This window comes from Cellvibrio sp. ATLC23, from assembly GCF_057196725.1.
On record NZ_JBXUOS010000004.1, the window covers coordinates 279,535 to 297,649 of the forward strand.

Annotated in this window: 18 protein-coding genes; 3 read left to right on the forward strand and 15 right to left on the reverse strand. The window is 46.1% G+C overall.

Features of this window, described 5'->3' with window-relative positions; all coding sequences use genetic code 11:
- The first annotated feature begins 162 nt into the window (after positions 1-162).
- The 3 genes from AC2CG4_RS08965 to AC2CG4_RS08975 all read left to right on the forward strand — a co-directional run bounded on the left by AC2CG4_RS08965 (position 163) and on the right by AC2CG4_RS08975 (position 3,245).
- Positions 163-1,998 carry a flagellar hook-length control protein FliK gene (locus tag AC2CG4_RS08965; protein ID WP_484485931.1) on the forward strand — a complete coding sequence of 612 codons (1,836 nt, stop codon included), beginning with the start codon at positions 163-165 and terminating at the stop codon, positions 1,996-1,998.
- 9 nt (positions 1,999-2,007) lie between these two features.
- Positions 2,008-2,301 (forward strand): EscU/YscU/HrcU family type III secretion system export apparatus switch protein, encoded by a 294-nt coding sequence (locus tag AC2CG4_RS08970; RefSeq protein ID WP_484485932.1) that lies wholly within the window; start codon positions 2,008-2,010, stop codon positions 2,299-2,301.
- A gap of 128 nt (positions 2,302-2,429) precedes the next feature.
- Positions 2,430-3,245, forward strand: coding sequence for a sulfurtransferase (locus AC2CG4_RS08975; protein ID WP_484485933.1), 816 nt, complete (start codon positions 2,430-2,432; stop codon positions 3,243-3,245).
- Positions 3,246-3,304: 59 nt separating this feature from the next.
- Here AC2CG4_RS08975 and AC2CG4_RS08980 read toward each other — a convergent pair whose 3' ends face one another.
- From AC2CG4_RS08980 to aroC, 15 genes are all read right to left on the reverse strand, one after another.
- Complete coding sequence (locus AC2CG4_RS08980; RefSeq protein ID WP_484485934.1) at positions 3,305-4,063, reverse strand: hypothetical protein; 759 nt, start codon at positions 4,061-4,063, stop codon at positions 3,305-3,307.
- Entirely contained in the window at positions 4,014-4,553 is a 540-nt protein-coding gene (locus tag AC2CG4_RS08985) for a DUF2878 domain-containing protein (protein ID WP_484485935.1), read from the reverse strand. The genes AC2CG4_RS08980 and AC2CG4_RS08985 overlap by 50 nt, the downstream gene beginning before the upstream one ends.
- Before the next feature lie 11 nt (positions 4,554-4,564).
- Complete coding sequence (locus AC2CG4_RS08990) at positions 4,565-5,830, reverse strand: class I SAM-dependent methyltransferase (RefSeq protein WP_484485936.1); 1,266 nt, start codon at positions 5,828-5,830, stop codon at positions 4,565-4,567.
- The gene (locus tag AC2CG4_RS08995; RefSeq protein ID WP_484485937.1) at positions 5,827-6,675 is read right to left on the reverse strand and encodes a DUF1365 domain-containing protein; all 849 of its coding nucleotides are present in this window, start codon (positions 6,673-6,675) and stop codon (positions 5,827-5,829) included. The genes AC2CG4_RS08990 and AC2CG4_RS08995 overlap by 4 nt, the downstream gene beginning before the upstream one ends.
- 33 nt (positions 6,676-6,708) lie before the next feature.
- Positions 6,709-7,992 (reverse strand): NAD(P)/FAD-dependent oxidoreductase, encoded by a 1,284-nt coding sequence (locus AC2CG4_RS09000; RefSeq protein WP_484485938.1) that lies wholly within the window; start codon positions 7,990-7,992, stop codon positions 6,709-6,711.
- Between the two features lie 45 nt (positions 7,993-8,037).
- Entirely contained in the window at positions 8,038-8,835 is a 798-nt protein-coding gene (locus tag AC2CG4_RS09005; protein WP_484485939.1) for an SDR family NAD(P)-dependent oxidoreductase, read from the reverse strand.
- A gap of 12 nt (positions 8,836-8,847) precedes the next feature.
- The gene (locus AC2CG4_RS09010; RefSeq protein WP_484485940.1) at positions 8,848-10,269 is read right to left on the reverse strand and encodes a cryptochrome/photolyase family protein; all 1,422 of its coding nucleotides are present in this window, start codon (positions 10,267-10,269) and stop codon (positions 8,848-8,850) included.
- The gene (locus AC2CG4_RS09015; RefSeq protein WP_484485941.1) at positions 10,266-10,700 is read right to left on the reverse strand and encodes a nuclear transport factor 2 family protein; all 435 of its coding nucleotides are present in this window, start codon (positions 10,698-10,700) and stop codon (positions 10,266-10,268) included. Before AC2CG4_RS09015 ends, AC2CG4_RS09010 begins: the two co-directional genes overlap by 4 nt.
- 9 nt (positions 10,701-10,709) lie before the next feature.
- Positions 10,710-11,624 (reverse strand): MerR family transcriptional regulator, encoded by a 915-nt coding sequence (locus AC2CG4_RS09020; RefSeq protein WP_484485942.1) that lies wholly within the window; start codon positions 11,622-11,624, stop codon positions 10,710-10,712.
- Complete coding sequence (locus tag AC2CG4_RS09025) at positions 11,624-12,583, reverse strand: YbgA family protein (RefSeq protein WP_484485943.1); 960 nt, start codon at positions 12,581-12,583, stop codon at positions 11,624-11,626. Before AC2CG4_RS09025 ends, AC2CG4_RS09020 begins: the two co-directional genes overlap by 1 nt.
- Before the next feature lie 203 nt (positions 12,584-12,786).
- Positions 12,787-13,761, reverse strand: coding sequence for an HTH-type transcriptional regulator CysB (cysB, locus tag AC2CG4_RS09030; protein WP_484485944.1), 975 nt, complete (start codon positions 13,759-13,761; stop codon positions 12,787-12,789).
- A 286-nt stretch (positions 13,762-14,047) separates the two neighbouring features.
- Positions 14,048-14,953: a 5'-nucleotidase gene (locus AC2CG4_RS09035; protein ID WP_484485945.1), complete on the reverse strand. Its 906-nt coding sequence runs from the start codon at positions 14,951-14,953 to the stop codon at positions 14,048-14,050.
- A 22-nt stretch (positions 14,954-14,975) separates the two neighbouring features.
- The gene (locus AC2CG4_RS09040) at positions 14,976-15,752 is read right to left on the reverse strand and encodes an amidohydrolase (RefSeq protein ID WP_484485946.1); all 777 of its coding nucleotides are present in this window, start codon (positions 15,750-15,752) and stop codon (positions 14,976-14,978) included.
- Positions 15,745-16,929, reverse strand: a complete 1,185-nt coding sequence (locus AC2CG4_RS09045; protein ID WP_484485947.1) for an MFS transporter — start codon at positions 16,927-16,929, stop codon at positions 15,745-15,747. Before AC2CG4_RS09045 ends, AC2CG4_RS09040 begins: the two co-directional genes overlap by 8 nt.
- Before the next feature lie 82 nt (positions 16,930-17,011).
- Positions 17,012-18,112, reverse strand: a complete 1,101-nt coding sequence (aroC, locus tag AC2CG4_RS09050) for a chorismate synthase (RefSeq protein WP_062062120.1) — start codon at positions 18,110-18,112, stop codon at positions 17,012-17,014.
- Between the last annotated feature and the right edge of the window lie 3 nt (positions 18,113-18,115).

The following is an 18,115-nucleotide window of genomic DNA, read 5'->3' on the forward strand; positions in this document are numbered from 1 at the left end:
TTATTATTTGCCTTGGCGTGTATGGTATCTACAGGAAACATCTTTTCAGCCGCTATACTCTGCACAGCGGCTGTTCACTGTAGGCGATTATAACGACCTGCACATCGCCAAAGCACCCCAATTTACATTTTTGATCAGATTAAAATCCATTTGGGATATGTCATGGAGCTAGGTTCCATCACCGACAAGCTGGTACAAAATCACCAGCGCGCGCAGATCGAAAAAATAATGGCGATCACAAAAGCGCTCGGCCTAAAAGTTGGCAGTCATTTTTTAGCAGATGTGCAAAAAGTAACCCAAGCAACGCCGGAAGAGCGCGCGCAATTGATTAAATCGATTGAAACTCATTTAGCGCAGCTCAATAAAAATTCAGCGGCGCCTGCCATCAAAGCATTAATTAGTGAATTAGAGACGCAAAAGAAACTCGCACAAACACCCGGCATTAAGCTAGTCGCTCTTTCCGTCAACACTCCCGCTGCTGCTGCCGTCACACCAAACGCAATGACATCGCCCAGTGCGGCAACAACAAATCTGCTTACTTACACCACTCAACCCATACAAGCTGGCCAAACATTATTGATGCAATTAGGTGAAGGACAGCGGCTGCAATTATTGCAAGTATTAACAAAAGCAGAAATCGCAGTATTCAATACGTTAATGCAAACGAATAACTCACAAACCTCAGCAACAGCTAACATCCCTCCCGCCATACAAGCTATTAACATCAATAACACAACAACTACACAGTTAACCAGCAGCGCACTACTAAACAGGGAGTTCACCAGTAAAACCTTGCAGCCCAATCTTGAACCACAAAAATTAGCGACTATCAAAACCACCGAGGCGATTGGTGAAACCTTGCGCCGCTTATTGCCGCAAAAAGATAAGGGGCAGGATTTGCTGGCAAGCCTGCCGAAAATCACTCAATTTATACAACAGCTACCTATTGCCGAGCGAAAAGAATGGCTTTCGAGCCAAGTGCAACAGTCACTGAAAACTCTGGCTAACCATATTCGTTTATCTGATCAGCTTACTAATCCCAAATTAGTAGAGATGACACTCAAAAATAACGGGCAAAGTTTCGAACAAAAATTAGCGCAGCTAGTCACGGGTCAGCAAACTGCCGATGCATCATCAACTTCAACCAGCGGCACACTATTGCCCGAAAAAAAATCCGCCGCTATAAATCCATTGAGTACCTCATCCAATCTCAAAGCAGCACTATTAAACCCAAACAACCCAGCTGCCGCGACACAAAAAACCAGCCTAACTCACCAACACCCTGTAGAAAAAATAGCAGCGCAAGATCTAAAAGGCGCGCTCTTAGGGCTCCTACGCCAACTCGATACCGAACTGGGGGCAACCAAACCAACACAACCAGGCTCACCGCTAACAACCGAGTTCAATAAAAATCTATTAGCAATCGCCCTGCCCCAATTTTTAGGTATGCTCAGCAACAAACAACACGGTGAACTCAGCCAAAAACAATTGCGCACGCAATTGGTGATGCTAATGCATCAACACACGCTGGGCAGCATCGCTAAAATTCAATTGCAGCAAGTGCACACACTGAATCACCAATTAGCGCAGGCAGATCAGGCACAACCTACACAATCATGGCAATTTGAAATTCCCGTACGCCAAGGACAGGACGTTCACCCACTCCACATTCAATTGGAGCAGCAATGGATTGAAGAGCAAGATGAGGATGCGGAAAAAGGCAGCGCACGGGTGCGCCAATGGAATGTCATGCTTAGCTTTGATTTGCCATTAGTGGGACAATTTTATGCGCAGCTTTCGTTAGTGGGTGAAAGCCTATCGGCAAAATTTTGGGCAGAAAATGAAAACACCTTAATCGAAGCAAAAAATAAAACAGACTTGCTGAAAACACAATTAGAGCGCGAAGGTATTCAGGTTACGCAAATGCAATGTATGCCCGGCCTACCCCCCAAGCCGAAAATGTCATTTAGTTATTCACTGGTCGACATTAAAACCTGAGGAAGCGCAATGACATCACACTACTCCACACAACAATTACAAAAAGCCGTTGCACTTTATTACGATGGCAAGAGCGCCCCACACGTAAGCGCCAAAGGTACCGGCGCAGTTGCTGAACAAATTATTGCGATTGCACAAGAGCACGATGTTCCACTGTGCGATAACGCAGCATTGGTTGATCTGCTCGTGACCCTGGAATTAGGCGATGAAATCCCTGAGGCACTCTATATTGCGGTAGCTTATATTATTGCTTTCGCCTATCAACTCGAAGGTAAAATCCCCGAGCCTTGGCAAAATCTTTAACGCATGGCGCACGCACATTACAAAAAACACACAAAGCGCTCAGATATCACCCTTCCCAAGGTCCCCAGATGATGCGATTATGGCGCCACTCTTTTGACATTCACGTTTCATAAGCGCACATCACTCCCATGAATCACTTTATCACCAGCGAACAACTCAAAAAGCAACTGGGCAAGGTTGTGATTTTTGATTGCCGTTTTAACTTGATGAACAAAACTCAAGGTCAGGAGCAGTACCGAACCGGGCATATTCCAGGAGCCTATTTTCTGGATTTGGAAAAAGATCTCTCCAGTGCGGTTGCCACTCATGGTGGCCGTCACCCGTTACCCGATACAGAAACACTCAGTAAAAAATTGCGTACCACAGGTGTTAATCAGCAATCCACGATAGTGGTTTACGATGATTCACGTATGGGTTACGCCGCGCATGCATGGTGGTTACTTCGCTTTTTGGGGCTTCAACAGGTACTCATCCTCGATGGTGGTTTCGCTGGCTGGATTGCAAGTGGCGGCGGCTTAGATAGACGTGAACCTGCAATAAAAAGCGGAAATTTTAAAGCCACACTACAAAAGGATTGGATTGTAAATCGCGAAGACATTTTACAGGCAGGCTCACACTTTACCCTGATCGATTCCCGCGAAGCCAAACGCTATCGCGGCGAAGAAGAACCTATAGACCCGATTGCTGGCCACATTCCCGGTGCACTGAATTATTTTTGGCAAGAAGCGACTGATGAAAAGGGGTTTATTAAATCCACTGAAGCACAGCTACAAAGATGGAATGATTTAACTGAGCGAGATAATCTGGTGGTGTATTGCGGTTCAGGTGTCACAGCCTGTGTGAATATCTTGTCATTAGAAATGAGTGGCATAAAAGCCAAGCTCTATCCCGGAAGCTGGAGCGATTGGTGCTCTTATTTATCAAGCACATCCCCAAGCGCATAACAATATACATTTAGGAAAGAATCGCGCAAGCAATAGGGGTATTGCTCGCGCACATTGCCTTAATTTACATATTCATACTCGATACGCACATCCTGTGGACCACCGCGATCATCATCGATATTCGAGCGGCCATGAAAACGCATCAAGTATTTACCATTAGGATCATAAGCAAGATTGATAGGATCGGCAAAAAGTGAAATGAATGCCTTAGCGGGTGCGATTCGAAAATAAATCCAATCGCGGCCAAAATTTGCATCGTATATTGGCGATTCAGTACCCTTAATTTTGCGCACTTCCAGTTGCAGACTGCTTAACCGAGTCGGCATAGCAAAATCAAATTTCAACCGTTTACCTGCAACCAACTTATTCCAATTCAGCTGAATGTACGCATCAAAGCCCGCATCAATAACCATACGTGCATTATCGTAAATCACTTTTTCATTTTGGCTGCTACCCATGCCATGGGTAAGCACTAAACGGGCACCTTGAAAGTGGGCCGATGTGAATTCGTTATCCCGTGTATCTTCAAAATTAAAACTGGGCTGAAAAGGTTCTCCTTGGTAAACCAAGGTTTTGGATGCAAAAGTGCTTCCTGCAGGGGTCACGTAATCTACCCGAACCGATTTATTTTCATCCAGTGCAGTGTAGAGCTCGCGATAGATCAGCTGGTTATTTTCAAGATTGTATGCGCTACCCGCTACAACATAGTTATCTTCAGCAATCACTGCGCTACTGTACATGCCGGTAAGAACACTGCACAGCCCAAGACTAGCAATCAGAATTTGGCGCAGGCAATTTTGCGGTTTTGTGCTGGACATAGGTTAAAACCCTCAAGCTAATCAAACGATGCAGTGGCAATATCACTAACCACAGAGCCGCTATTATAGGAACAACTTCAAGTATCGGGCTAGACCATTCTGCTGAAGATAGTTTTACACCTGCCAGATAACTCAGTGGTGCTGCTATTGCTCCCAATAAGCCAGACCACAGAGGCCGCGAATAAATCCATGACAGGGAATGATTAAGAGTAAGCCCCAGCAGCACCCATAGACACATCAACCACAACGGCGGCAAATAAACAGATTCTACAAACAAAATCGAACCTGTATGTAGGAGTAGCAGATCATGAACAAGACCTATAACCACTGCAAGTAGCACGGCAACCGTATCCTTCAGGCGCTGGGTATAAAAAACAAAATGCAAAACCAGCGCGCACAATGTAAACGCAGCGGCCCATAAACTGCCGAACAAAATACAAACAAGCCAACCGGCTTGAAACACTAGAACATTGGCGATAGTTAAGAGCAAAGCTCTATGCTTCATTGGAAATAGCCATTGCGATACTGTGGCTTCGCCAATAAAACTTGTGCTGTACCAATACTGCGTTCAATAAAGCCGCCTTCGCAATAGCAGAGATAAAACTCCCACATACGAATAAAACGTTCATCAAACCCCTGCGCCCTTACCGCCTCCAATTTTTTATGAAACGCATCTCGCCAATGTTTTAACGTCTGCGCATAGTGTTCGCCTATATCTTCTATGTGCACAATATTCATATCTGTTTTGCGTTTGGCAACATCGCTAATCACCGCAATAGAAGGAAGCGAACCACCGGGGAAAATGTACCGCTGAATAAAATCGACCGTCTTGCGTGACATGTCATAGCGCTGATCAGCAATGGTGATAGCCTGCAACAACATTAAGCCATTGGGCGCCAACAAGCGGGAGCAAGTAGAAAAGTATTGGTCGTAATGTTCGTGCCCTACGGCCTCAATCATTTCAATCGATACCAATTTACTGAATTGACCACGCAAATCACGGTAATCATCAAACAGCACCGTAACACGGTCACTCAACCCGGCTTCAGCCACTTTTTCAACCGCGTAATCATGCTGCTCGCGAGAAATAGTGGTTGTAGTGACACGGCAACCATAGTGCTGAGCGGCATAAATAGCCATACCGCCCCAACCTGTACCTATTTCAAGCAAGTGATCATTAGGATTCAATTGTAATTTTTCGCATACACGTTGCAATTTATAAACTGACGCTTCTGCCAATGTCGCTTGCGGCGTTGGATAAATGGCCGCTGAGTACATCATAGTGCTGTCGAGGAACAACCGAAAAAAATCGTTGCCCAAATCGTAGTGGGCTGAAATATTTTTCCGCGATCCTTCTTTGGTATTGCGATTAAACCAATGAAACACTTTTAACAAGTATTGGCCAACCAAAGATTGTTTTGAATCCATTGCATCAAGCGCATCTATATTGCGCACAAATAGCCGCGTCACCTGCGTGAGATTGGGTGTACTCCAATAACCGCTCATGTAAGCCTCACCTGCGCCCACTGAACCACCGAATATAACATCCGAATAGAGTTGTGCATCGTGCACATAAATATCGGCCACCAAATCGGTGTGATCAGCAAGCTGACCAAACCGATACAGTTCGCCTTGTTCGTGAATGCGCAAGCAACCTTGTTTCAGGCCGCGCAACAATTTAAATAGCATTGAGCGCGCAATGCTTTGGTTACGGCTTAACGACGACACTCGATGTTTTGGCAGCAGCCTGATACTGGTAGTTTTCACGATGATTCCCCTGTCGTTTTGAGTTCAGTGCTGGTAGCAGCGGGCAAAGGGTTTATGGTTTGGTGGGTGTAAACAGGTACGCCTTTAACAAACAGACGCAGCGCTTGCCAATAAATAGCAACAGGTACTTTTATTGCCATCCAAGGTTGCAATAAAAGTATTTTTTGCAATGTAGACTTTGACCAGGGTTGACGCTTGAGCGTGAGAGTTGCATCCATATGGCAAATTGATTGCTGTTCAGTGCAAGCAGATTGATCAGATACACTCACATGGTTTTCCATGTGCACAAGAACATGCTCTGCCGGTACCGAACTAATCCAGTGATAAACCATATCAAGTGGATTAAATGGCGACACATGAAATTGTTTATCAAATTGCGAATTTGCCTTACCGGTTTTCTCATTGCAATGAATAAGATAAGTATGCCGTTCATTCCAGGGCGTATTATTCACTTGAGCAAGAATCATTGCAGGCTGTTCGGAATTTTTATTAAACAAGTAATACAGGGTTACCGGATTAAAACAAAAACCGAAGATGCATAAATTAGTCAGCATACGCACGGCACCATCGGGGCAGCTAATATTGCCAAAACTGCTCAGCGCCAATAGTTTATTGACCTCAGAAATAACGGAATCCTTTAAGGGTGCTAGCGGATCACCCAGAAAATCGGTGCGACGAAAACTACCCAGGTTTGCACGATTCAATGACCAGCCTGTCACCCCCTTGAACAAATCCGGCAACTCATCCAGATCGATATAAAACAAAGTTGATGCGTAGGTAAACTCGTGACGCTTTGGAAAAAAGCGCCGGTGTCGCAAATTGCCCTGATAAATTGCACTATGCATACGAGTACCTGATATTCAATATTGCCCCATCCTCTACCAGATTTCCCCGAGCATTTCTGCCACACGAATCGCGGAGACTACGCCATCTTCGTGGAAACCATTGCGCCAATAAGCACCACAAAAATGTGTGTGATTCATCCCACTTATTTCTGCCCAGCGCGCTTGCGCTGCAACAGACTCAGGGGTGAACATAGGGTGACTATACTGATATTCGCCATAAATTTTTTCCGGATCAATTGCATCCCCTGCATTGACCGAAACACAGAATGTGGTTGCCGAATTTAACTTTTGCAAAATATTCATGTTGTAAGTTAAGGCAGCATTTTCATTGACATGCCCTACGTCAGTCGCAGCTAAAAACATATAGTTCCAGCTTGCCCAACAGCGGCGAAACTGTGGCAGTAGGCGAATATCGCTATGCAATACCACTTGATTGGATTGATAGGGAATGGAGGAAAGAATGTCATATTCTGCGGGGGTGGGATCAACCAGCAGCTTTAACGCCTGATCGCTATGGCACGCAAAAATGACTTCATCGAATATCTGTTCACCAAAACGAGCGGTAGTGACGACTACAGCATCTGGATCGCGTTTGACATTAAGCACCGGGCAATTGGTATAAATTGTATTTTTATAGTTTTCGGTCAAGGGTTGCAGATACTGATGTGAACCACCTTTAATGGTGTACCACTGGGGTTGCTGTGTAACAGTCAGCAAGCCGTGGTTATGAAAGAAGCGAATAAAAAACACCAACGGCATATTTGCCGCTGTATCCATGGGAGATGACCAAATCGCGGACACCATCGGCAAGATATAAAAGCGGATAAATTTTTCGCTATAGCCCTGTAGCTCTAAATATTCTCCAAGTGTTTGCGCTTCAGGAATTGCATTATCTTTATAGAGTTGCGTGCAATCCGTATTAAATCGCACAATTTCTTTTAACATGCGCCAATGTTTTCTATCGAAGATGTTTTTCCGCTGCGAAAAAATTCCATTCAGCGATGTGCCGCTGTATTCAAAGCCGGTTTGCTGGCAGGCAACACTAAAGCCCATTTCTGTTGGCTGATAAGCAACGCCCAACTGGGCAAGTAGCTTTAAAAAGTTGGGATATGTGCGGTCATTAAACACAATAAAACCGGTATCGACTGCCAAAGCACCTTCAGGCGCGGCAACAATTTTAGTTGCCGTATGGCCACCAATCTCATTGCCCGCCTCAAACACTGTCACGTCATGACTGCGCGACAACAAGTACCCGCTCAGCAACCCGCTGATTCCTGAACCTATAATGGCAATTTTTTTTCGGGCAACTACTGTCATGCATCAGCTCTTGATTAAATAAATTAAATGATAAGGTACAGCAAATTAAACCTTGGAATTGCGCGATATTTTTTGTAATAACCACACCTGTGCACGCAATGGCAAGCACGCGATAGTATTCATTAGCCACACGAGAGGCCAAGGAAATTGCACTAACCAATGACGTTTATTAATGCCGCGCATAATACGGATCGCAGCTTCTGCTGTTGTCTGTGCAAACGGCATGGGGAAATCGTTGCGCTCGGTTAGAGGAGTCTTAACAAAACCTGGGCGCACCAAGGTGATATCAATCTGCTCATTAGCCAAATCGACTCGCAGAGAATTAAATAAGTACTCCACAGCCACCTTGGAAGCACCGTAAGCTTGTGAGCGCGGCATAGGTAAAATACTGGCCATGCTGGATATGCCGACCAGTTGCGCAGGCTGCGCCGATGAATTTTTATCATGCAGGATTTTTTTGCGCAGCAAGGGCAAACAAAACAACAGGCTGTTAACTGTGCCCTGCCAATTAATGGCCATTACTTTCTCAAACGGTCCGCGCGTCAGATGGTTCACATCTACATATTCACAAGTACCTGCATTTAAAATCGCAAGATCTAAAAATGGCACCTGCTGACTGATCCACTCGCCTGCGCGTTGGCTGTCATCCGCATCGGAAAGATCAACCCTCACCGCCACACAGCGCTCTGGAAATTGTTGCGTCAATTGCGCTAGAGGCTTTTCGGAACGCGCCAGCACAAACACTCTTGCCCCCTGCTCTAAATAGCGCAGCGCCAACTCATATCCAATCCCGCTGGAAGCGCCGGTAATCAATACTGTGTAACGCGCGGATTGGGTAGTCATACATTAGCTCGGTTAATGTTTTATTGGCGGCAACTGTGCAAAGAGCGCGATGGTTTCTTTTCGGCTCGCACTCAAATCGACAATTGGGCGCGGGTAATTAGTCAATGCAGGCGGGTTGTGAATCTGTTTGTTCGACAAATGCTCCAACTCTGGAATCCATTTACGAATAAATTCGCCTTTTGGATCAAAACGTTCAGACTGACTATGAGGATTAAATATTCGAAAGTAAGGAGCGGCATCTGTACCCGTGGAAGCACTCCACTGCCAACCGCCATTGTTGGCTGCAAAATCGCCATCGATCAGCTGCGACATAAAATAGTCTTCGCCCCAGCGCCAATCGATTTGGCAATTCTTGGTTAAAAACATCGCGACAACCATACGCAATCGGTTATGCATCCAACCTGTCGCATTCAATTGGCGCATCGCGGCATCAATAATCGGAATACCCGTTTTGCCTTCGCACCAGGCAGCAAATAAGGTTTTGTCATAACGCCAGGGAAAAGCCTCGGTGTGCGCTTGCATCGCTTTCCGCTTGCACACTTGGGGGTAATCCACCACCACATGCTGATAAAACTCGCGCCAGATTAATTCACTAAGCCAACAGTTTGCCCCGGCATCACCACCATCCCACTCACCATGGGTGTAAGCGAGCACAGCAGCAACGGCTTGGCGAGGCGATAATGAACCAACCGCAAAATACGGGGATAAACTGGAGGTGCCATCATTAGCGGGAAAATCGCGCTGATCTTGGTAGCGCGCAATCGATGTTTCGATAAACCTATCCAAACGGCGATAAGCTTCATTTTCTCCAGCTGGCCAAAGCACGGATAAATCGCGCAATTCGTGACCCGAAAATAATTGATCAATTTCATCAATCGAGGCAGAAGCCAGATTGGCAGGAGCCACTTGTTTAGCAGGCGCGGCCAATGGTTGCATCGCCACCGGCATCACTGTTTGCAACCATTTCTTTTTGAACGCAGTAAATACTTTATAAGGGTCCCCCTGGCCATTGCGAATCATGCCCGGTGGCACAATACAGCGATCATGACAGCGCTTGACCAAAATACCGTTATCCCGCAGTAATTGGTTGACGGCGAGATCGCGATTTAATTCATTGAGCGGATACTCCGCATTGAAATAGCAATACTCGGCTTTGACAACCTGCGCAAGACGCAATAATTCCGGTGCTACTTCAGCGGGCTTTTGTACGCGAATAATTAACAATGGAATATTCAGCGCGGCCAAATCTTTTGCCATTATGTGCAAATGACGACGTACAAAATCCAACTGGGCTGGTGCAATCGTATGCAGGCGCACGTAGGCATCGCAGTGTACATAAACCGCTACAACTCCCTGCCCCAATTCGGCAGCTTTAAATAACGCGGGATTATCACGCACACGCAAATCATGGCGCAGCCAAACTAATGCCGTCATTTGGCGCCTACTTTTTTCTTTATCTGGCGAATGGCAAAACCCATTAGAGGAATATGCTCATAGAGCATAGATCCTGCATCAAAATAATCCCGGTGATAATAGACCTTATCGTTGAATAATAGGTGCGTATTACCAGTCAACTCCAACAGCTCTCCGCCCGCCAATTTGTCGTGGCGATAATGCATAGTCCAAAACAATACCGCTTCGCCGCGTTCAGTCATTTCCATGGAGTGATGAAATTCAAAACGACACTCCGTTAAATTACTCATCATGCCCGCATAATAAGTAGTGAGTTTATTGAGGCCATTAATTGCATGTAAGGGATCGCGAAATTGAATATCATCGCTGTAGATTTCACCCAAAGTGTTAAGAATTTTTTTATCAAAACGCAAGTACAAATTGCGTACTTTTTGCGGAACTGTCAGCGCCATAAAAGTGACTTATCCCTTTAGTAATTGATTTATTGTGACCAATACTTGTTGTTGGTTATCACAAGGACGAACGCCTGTAGCAAGTTCAGGTGATAGAGCAGGAACGAGGCGTACCGCATTCCCAACTAACACAACAGGCATAGCAGAAAAACTCCGCCATAAACTCAAGTGTAGTTGTAGCTCGCTGGTATTGACGGCTTCGCCACCCATAATTACCAATATTTTTGCTTTAAACGCTTCCGCACAGAGCAGCGATTCTTTTGCTCCCAAATAGCCTAGATAGTCCGCGTTATGCTGATTCACCAACAAACCATAGGTTAATAGCAGCGGCACCAATTGCTCCTCATCCGGAGCTGCAGACAAAACCAGAATTTTTTCCCCATTAGCCGCTTGCCGCTGGCGATTTTGCGAAGCCTGAATATATTCCTGTAATACTGCGGTAAAAAATGCGCGCCGCATTGGCCTGCCCGGTTCATTTCCCTGCAAATCCGCCAATAGCGGTAACAACAAATAATCGGCAATCATCGGGCTGGGATAAAGCGCAAAAGTGTCTTCAATCAATCGTTCAAGTTGATTGCGATTACATGCGGTGATTGCTGTTTGAATTTGCTGCGCCAATTCCAGCCAGATTGAATCTATCTGCGGCATTGACTCTCCGCGCTGTTCATCGGCAAGCAAAGCTTTTACTTTACTAATCGACAAACCGCGCCCGAGCCATAATTGAATTTCTTTTACGCGCTCGATATCGGCGCGGCTATACAATCTATGGCCTTTGGTGGTTCTCTGCGGAATTAGCAAGCCGTAACGACGCTCCCACGCACGCAAGGTAACGGTATTAACGCCAGTCTCACGAGAGATTTCGCGAATCGGCAGCCGGTCCTCAACCAGTACCTCATCAACCTCAGTATCGACAAGGCTATTCATCACACACTCTCAACAATGTGATTACGTATACCGAGCCGTTCTGGATGCGGCGCCCAAAATGTTTGCGCCTTTAAATAGGGATTATCGAGCTTCAACAAATGATGTTTGAGCAGTGTCAGTGGCACTACCAACGGCACCATACCCGCTTTGTAAGAATCTATTAGCTGCGATAACTCTTGTTTATCTTGTGTGTTCAAATATTCTTTTAAATATCCCCGCAAATGCATAATCGCATTGGTATTACCTTTACGTGTGGCGTGGTGGGACAGTGCGGCCATAAACAAACGAAAAAACTCATCGCTACTGACCTGAATATCGCGACCGGAAAGATTTGATAAATAACGACCAATCGAAAAATAACTGGGCACGTGGTGCGCCATAACCTGATATTTATAACGGGAGTAAAACTCAATGAGTTTTTTAGCGGTGGGCTCGCTAGCAACATTGGTTTTAAAGTCGTGATAGGCAAATACACGGGCGAGGAAATTATCGCGCAAGCCCGTATCGTTTAAGCGCCCGGCTTCTTCTACCGGCAGCAAAGGCATCAACTCCATCAAGCGTTGCGCATAGGCACCACGACCACGGTGGTCGGCGGTATAACCATTTGTGCGATAGCGCTTCATGCCAAAAACACCGCAGCTGGGTGACTTTTGCATAAATACATAACCGCAAATATCAGGCATTGCCGCCACGGCTAACTCAGCCTGCTCAACTAGTGCGTCGGTTACATCCAGTTCCGGGTTATCAATACCGCGCACACGGGTTTCATCCCCCATCATCACCAAACGTATTGGTTTGCGCGGTATCCCCAAACCAATCGCTACTTCCGGGCAGATAGGGCGAAACTCAACATACTCACTGAGCACATCGGTCAAATAGCGATTGTGCTTGTGTCCGCCATCAAAACGAACCTGCTCACCGAGCAAACACTGGCTAACACCAAGAGGAATTTTGCTCATACAAAACCTATACAATTGATTGATGATGTATAAGTTTTACACCACAAACTTATACAAAGCAAATTATATGTACAATAATTTTAGGGAGGGCCGTAAAAAAGAAGGATGAGGCAGAGCTTACAATTAGCTTTAGACTAACCAAGTATCAAATTGATTTAAAACAAAAAAGCCGAACTTTCGCCCGGCTTTCAATGGTCAATGTATCAGTGGGTCGGAATTTCTATACCTTCAAATAAATCATCCAGCTCTGCGCGTGAATGGCGATTAAATGCCTCGTTGATGATGTCTTTTGTGAGATGGGGCGCGAACTTTTCAATAAAGTCATACATAAATCCACGCAGGAATGTGCCGCGACGGAAACCAATTTTAGTCACGCTCGACTCAAACAAATGGCTCGCATCTAAAGCGACCAAATCGCTATCAGCCGCCTCGTTGTAAGCCATGCTGGCAATAATCCCTACACCCAAACCAAGCCGGACATAGGTCTTAATAACGTCTGCATCCGCAGCAGTAAACACCACTTTAGGCGCAAGACCGCGATTGATAAATGCTTCATCCAGCTTGGAGCGGCCCGTAAATCCAAATACATAAGTCACAATTGGATACTTAGCCACATCTTCTAGCGTCAGATTTGCAAGCTGAGCGAGTGGATGGTTCTTAGGCACCACTATGCTTCGATTCCAACGATAGCAGGGCATCATTATCAGATCACTAAACAGCTCCATTGCCTCAGTCGCTATAGCAAAATCCACCGTGCCATCGGCCGCCATCTCAGAAATTTGCATAGGCGTCCCTTGGTGCATATGCAAAGCAACTTCTGGATACTGCTTGATAAATGAACCTATCACCGGCGGCAATGCATAGCGCGCCTGAGTATGGGTGGTTGCCAAGGTCAGCGTTCCCTTGCGTTCGTTGCTGAACTCTTGTGCAACCTGCTTAATACTTTCTACTTTCCGCAGGATTTCACCCGCAGTTTTGAGAATAGCTTCACCAGCCGGGGTTATACGGGTCAAATGTTTTCCGCTGCGCGAAAAAATTTCAACACCCAGCTCGTCTTCCAGTAAACGGATTTGTTTACTGATGCCAGGTTGAGAGGTGTAGAGACTCTGTGCAGTAGCTGACACGTTTAAATCGTGATGCGCCACTTCCCAGATATAGCGTAATTGTTGCAGCTTCATAAGCCCTCCGATTGGCTCACTCACTGGAGGTATTTGCCAAAGGCATCGACCAGAAAAACCCTGAAGCGAGCTCAGGGTTATAAAATGTAGTTAAATTATTCGTTTAAAGAATAGAACAACATGCCTACCTGCGCCCAGCATTATGAATTGTGCTACAGGCCGACCTTGTTACAACTTTAGACTATATCCGGGAAATTCAAAGTTTTTGGTGAGGGAATATTACAAAAACACCAAAAAACAAGTGAATCACAGCCTATATTGGATATAAGTTGCCGGGCTCAGCCTTTCAGGTATTAGGTCGATTAGCGATTCCATGGGGCACATGCCCCGTAGCCACATGCTCACGGGCTGACTCACAATGCATCTGTTGGTCATCAAAAAAAACATCTGCCCCATAGGCTTTCAGAAAAGTACCTTTGGCCAGACCACCCAAAAATAAGGATTCATCAATCCGGATATTCCAGGCACGCAAGGTGCGAATCACCCGTTCATGGGCCGGTGCCGAACGAGCGGTGACTAATGCAGTACGGATCGGGCAGCTCTCGCCAAACTCTGTTTGCAACAGATGCAACGCCGCTAAGAAATGCTTAAAAGGTCCGCCACTCAAGGGCTCTTTTGCCGAAGCTTTTTCGCTTTGGGTAAATGCAGACAAGCCTTGCAGTTTATAAATTTGCTCCGCCTCATCCGAGAAAATGACTGCATCACCGTCAAATGCAAAACGCAATTCATCTTCATTCTCGACCTGATTCTTGGAAGCGATTAGTGTCGCCGCTGCCATGCCATGGTCAAGCGCCTGCCGAACATCATCCGGCTCGGTCGAGAGAAACAGATGACAACCAAAAGCAGAGGCATAGCGATAAGGGGACGTGCCACCACAAAACGCTGCGCGGCTAATTTTCAAACCGTAATGTTCGACAGAATTGAATACACGCAAACCGGTATCCGCGCTGTTGCGCGATAATAAAATGACTTCAACACGCGGCTCATCACCCAAACGTTCATTGAGGCGCAATAATTTTTTGACCAAGGGAAATGCATCACCCGGTGCGAGAATTTCGTCTTCATGGTCAATTTGATACTGCGCATAGGCCGCCAAGCCTTGATTAACATACACCTGATGACTCTCATCCAAATTGAACAGCGCACGGGATGAAATCGCTATAACAAGTTTATCGCCGAAACCGTTAGGCATGATTAATAGACTCCATTACCACTCAGATTGATTGCTGCAATATAAACTCATCTGCATCCAAATAGGCGGGAAATTTTTCGCGGTATTCGATTAATTTTTCCGCATACAATTCTACCGTTATTAATTCGGCTTCCTGACTTGTAGCAATTAACTCCCCCGCTGGACCGTAAACGCTGGAATCACCGGCATAATGCTGCCCTGCTTCGTCCATGCCCACACGATTGACGCCAAGAATGTAGCTCAAATTTTCTATCGCGCGCGCTTGCAATAACCGATTCCAATGCAGGGCGCGCACACTCGGCCAGTTGGCAACATAAAGTGCAAGATCGTAATCGTTGCGATTGCGACTCCACACAGGGAAACGTAAGTCGTAACAGATCAAGGGCAGCACACGCCAACCTTTAATCTCTACTAGCACCCGCTCTTTGCCCATCGCATAGCGCGTATGTTCGCCCGCCATGCGGAATAGATGGCGCTTATCATATTCGGTATAACTACCGTCGGGGCGCATCCACACTAAACGATTAAAATACTGCTCGCCATCTTTTACAACCAAACTACCCGTAACAACGGCATCGTGTTTAGCTGCCTGTTGTTGCATCCACTGATAGGCGCGGCCGCCCTCAACTTCTGCATAATTGCGCGCGCCGGCGCAGAACCCGGTGGTGAAAACTTCGGGCAATACAATCAAGTCTGTTTTAGTAATTGCCGTCATCGATTGAGCAAATACATCAAGGTTATGCTGTGGATCATTAGGCACTATGACTTGCTGCACCAGCGTAACAGTCAAATTATTCATGATGTGTTTCTCCTACTGAATGAACAGGATGCAACCAAACATAACAAAGTATAAATGCCAAAAATGCAGCCACAGCAGCCAACATAAATGTGATCACTGCACTATAGTCCCACAACAGTCCCCCAACTAATGCACCGGCTGCGCCACCTGCGCCAAAACTAGCAGAGCTATACAGCGCCTGAGCCTGCCCTTGATTTGTGCCTTTAAAATGCGTGCGAACTAACTCAATAGAAACTGCATGGGCGACACCAAAGCTACAAGCATGGAGCAGTTGGGCAAACAACAATATGCTTAAGGATTCAGCCCCATAAGCAATTAACAGCCAGCGCCCACCGGTCGCGAACAAACTAAACAACATTAAAAAACGCAAGCTGAAGCGACGCAACAATTTATGCATCACGATAAAAATGGCCACCTCTGCCACAACACCCAGCGCCCACAACAAACCGGTTGCTGTGCTGCTATAGCCGTAGTTTTCGACAAGATAGAGAGTATAAAACGTGTAGTAAGGGCCGTGACTCAGTTGCAATAAAAAGCTGGCGACCAAAAAACACAGAATAGTTGGCTGCAAAACCAACCCTAAAAAATTCTGCCGCTGGCCATCGCTTTTTTTCGCACTCACATCTTTTAAGCTGAGACTGGAAAGCCATATTAAGATCAAAAAACTCAAAATAAAAAGTGGTAGAAAGCGGATCGGCATTACATCAAACACCAAGCCCAAGCCTACTACGGCCGCGATAAAACCGATTGAACCCCACAAACGGATTTGACCATAACGGTGATAGTTATCACCCAAGTAACCCAGTGTAATTACTTCAAACTGCGGCAGCACTGCATGCCAAAAAAAAGTATAACAACTCACCACCAATACCAGCCACCAATAGCGCTGATCGAGCAGAATGCCGGCAAAAATAATACTCGCTGCCAAACTCCCCATACGAATAATGCGCAACCGCTGTTGTGTATGATCAGCCAACCAACCCCAAAAGTTTGGGGCGATAATACGGGTAGCCATAATGATGGCCGTGATAATGCCGACATCTTGCGATGAGTAGCCCAGCGATTTTAAATAAATACCCCAATAAGGAATCAGCGTGCCGACTACAGCAAAATAAAAAAAATAAAATCCAGACAGACGCCAATAGGGAATTGCTTGCTGCGCAAAAGAAAGGGACATATAAAAACAACTGAAGGAGTGAATTGCACATTGAGTTAGTTACCGTATAAAGGATAACTAACTCAACACACTCTTGAAGAACTTATTTCACACTTGCAGGTATTACCGGTACAGAATGTTTAACCGCACCGTTTTGCGCGCGCTGGCGCAACAAATGATCCATCAGAACTAACGCCAACATAGCTTCAGCAATCGGCGTTGCGCGGATACCAACACATGGGTCGTGGCGACCTTTGGTGATCACTTCAACTGGGTTGCCATGCACATCCACACTGCGGCCGGGGATATGCAAACTCGAAGTTGGTTTAAGTGCGAGGTTGGCAATAATATCCTGCCCGGAAGATATACCACCTAAAATACCGCCCGCATTGTTAGACAGGAAACCTGCAGGCGTCATTTCATCGCGATGCTCACTACCGCGCTGCGCAACACAATTAAAGCCCTCGCCTATCTCAACGCCTTTCACTGCATTGATGCTCATTAATGCATGGGCGATTTCGGCATCGAGGCGATCAAAAATCGGCTCCCCCAAACCGGGCGGAACATTGGTGGCGACAACGGTAATTTTTGCGCCGATTGAATCGCCTTCTTTATTAAGTGCCTGCATAAAAGCTTCCATTTCGGGAACTTTGCTCGCATCCGGGCAAAAGAATGGGTTTTGATCAACCTGATCCCAATCGACGGTTTCAATTTTTATCGGCCCCAGCTGCGACAAATAACCGCGCACTTCAATGCCGTGAAAATCTTTCAAATATTTTTTTGCGATCGAACCCGCTGCAACACGCATCGCCGTTTCACGCGCCGATGAACGGCCACCGCCGCGATAATCGCGCACGCCGTATTTTTGCATGTAGGTGTAATCGGCATGAGCCGGGCGGAATTGATCTTTGATATTGGAATAGTCTTTGGAGCGCTGATCGGTATTTTCGATCATCAAACCAATCGGTGTACCGGTTGTTTTGCCTTCAAATACACCGGATAAAATCTTCACCGCATCATCTTCACGGCGCTGGGTGGTATAGCGGGATGTGCCTGGCTTACGGCGATCCAAATCAATTTGAATATCAGCCTCGGTCAATTCAAGACCGGGCGGGCAGCCATCTACGATTGCACCCAAGGCCACACCATGGCTTTCGCCGAAGGTGGTAACAGTAAATAATTTGCCGTACGTATTTCCAGACATTAG

Coding starts and splice junctions, on each gene's coding strand:
- AC2CG4_RS08965 (WP_484485931.1), top strand. CDS start 163: ATGGAGCTAGGTTCCATCACCGACAAGCTGGTACAAAATCACCAGCGC.
- AC2CG4_RS08970 (WP_484485932.1), top strand. CDS start 2,008: ATGACATCACACTACTCCACACAACAATTACAAAAAGCCGTTGCACTT.
- AC2CG4_RS08975 (WP_484485933.1), top strand. CDS start 2,430: ATGAATCACTTTATCACCAGCGAACAACTCAAAAAGCAACTGGGCAAG.
- AC2CG4_RS08980 (WP_484485934.1), bottom strand. CDS start 4,063: ATGTCCAGCACAAAACCGCAAAATTGCCTGCGCCAAATTCTGATTGCT.
- AC2CG4_RS08995 (WP_484485937.1), bottom strand. CDS start 6,675: ATGCATAGTGCAATTTATCAGGGCAATTTGCGACACCGGCGCTTTTTT.
- AC2CG4_RS09000 (WP_484485938.1), bottom strand. CDS start 7,992: ATGACAGTAGTTGCCCGAAAAAAAATTGCCATTATAGGTTCAGGAATC.
- AC2CG4_RS09005 (WP_484485939.1), bottom strand. CDS start 8,835: ATGACTACCCAATCCGCGCGTTACACAGTATTGATTACCGGCGCTTCC.
- AC2CG4_RS09010 (WP_484485940.1), bottom strand. CDS start 10,269: ATGACGGCATTAGTTTGGCTGCGCCATGATTTGCGTGTGCGTGATAAT.
- AC2CG4_RS09015 (WP_484485941.1), bottom strand. CDS start 10,700: ATGGCGCTGACAGTTCCGCAAAAAGTACGCAATTTGTACTTGCGTTTT.
- AC2CG4_RS09020 (WP_484485942.1), bottom strand. CDS start 11,624: ATGAATAGCCTTGTCGATACTGAGGTTGATGAGGTACTGGTTGAGGAC.
- AC2CG4_RS09025 (WP_484485943.1), bottom strand. CDS start 12,583: ATGAGCAAAATTCCTCTTGGTGTTAGCCAGTGTTTGCTCGGTGAGCAG.
- cysB (WP_484485944.1), bottom strand. CDS start 13,761: ATGAAGCTGCAACAATTACGCTATATCTGGGAAGTGGCGCATCACGAT.
- AC2CG4_RS09035 (WP_484485945.1), bottom strand. CDS start 14,953: ATGCCTAACGGTTTCGGCGATAAACTTGTTATAGCGATTTCATCCCGT.
- AC2CG4_RS09040 (WP_484485946.1), bottom strand. CDS start 15,752: ATGAATAATTTGACTGTTACGCTGGTGCAGCAAGTCATAGTGCCTAAT.
- AC2CG4_RS09045 (WP_484485947.1), bottom strand. CDS start 16,929: ATGTCCCTTTCTTTTGCGCAGCAAGCAATTCCCTATTGGCGTCTGTCT.
- aroC (WP_062062120.1), bottom strand. CDS start 18,112: ATGTCTGGAAATACGTACGGCAAATTATTTACTGTTACCACCTTCGGC.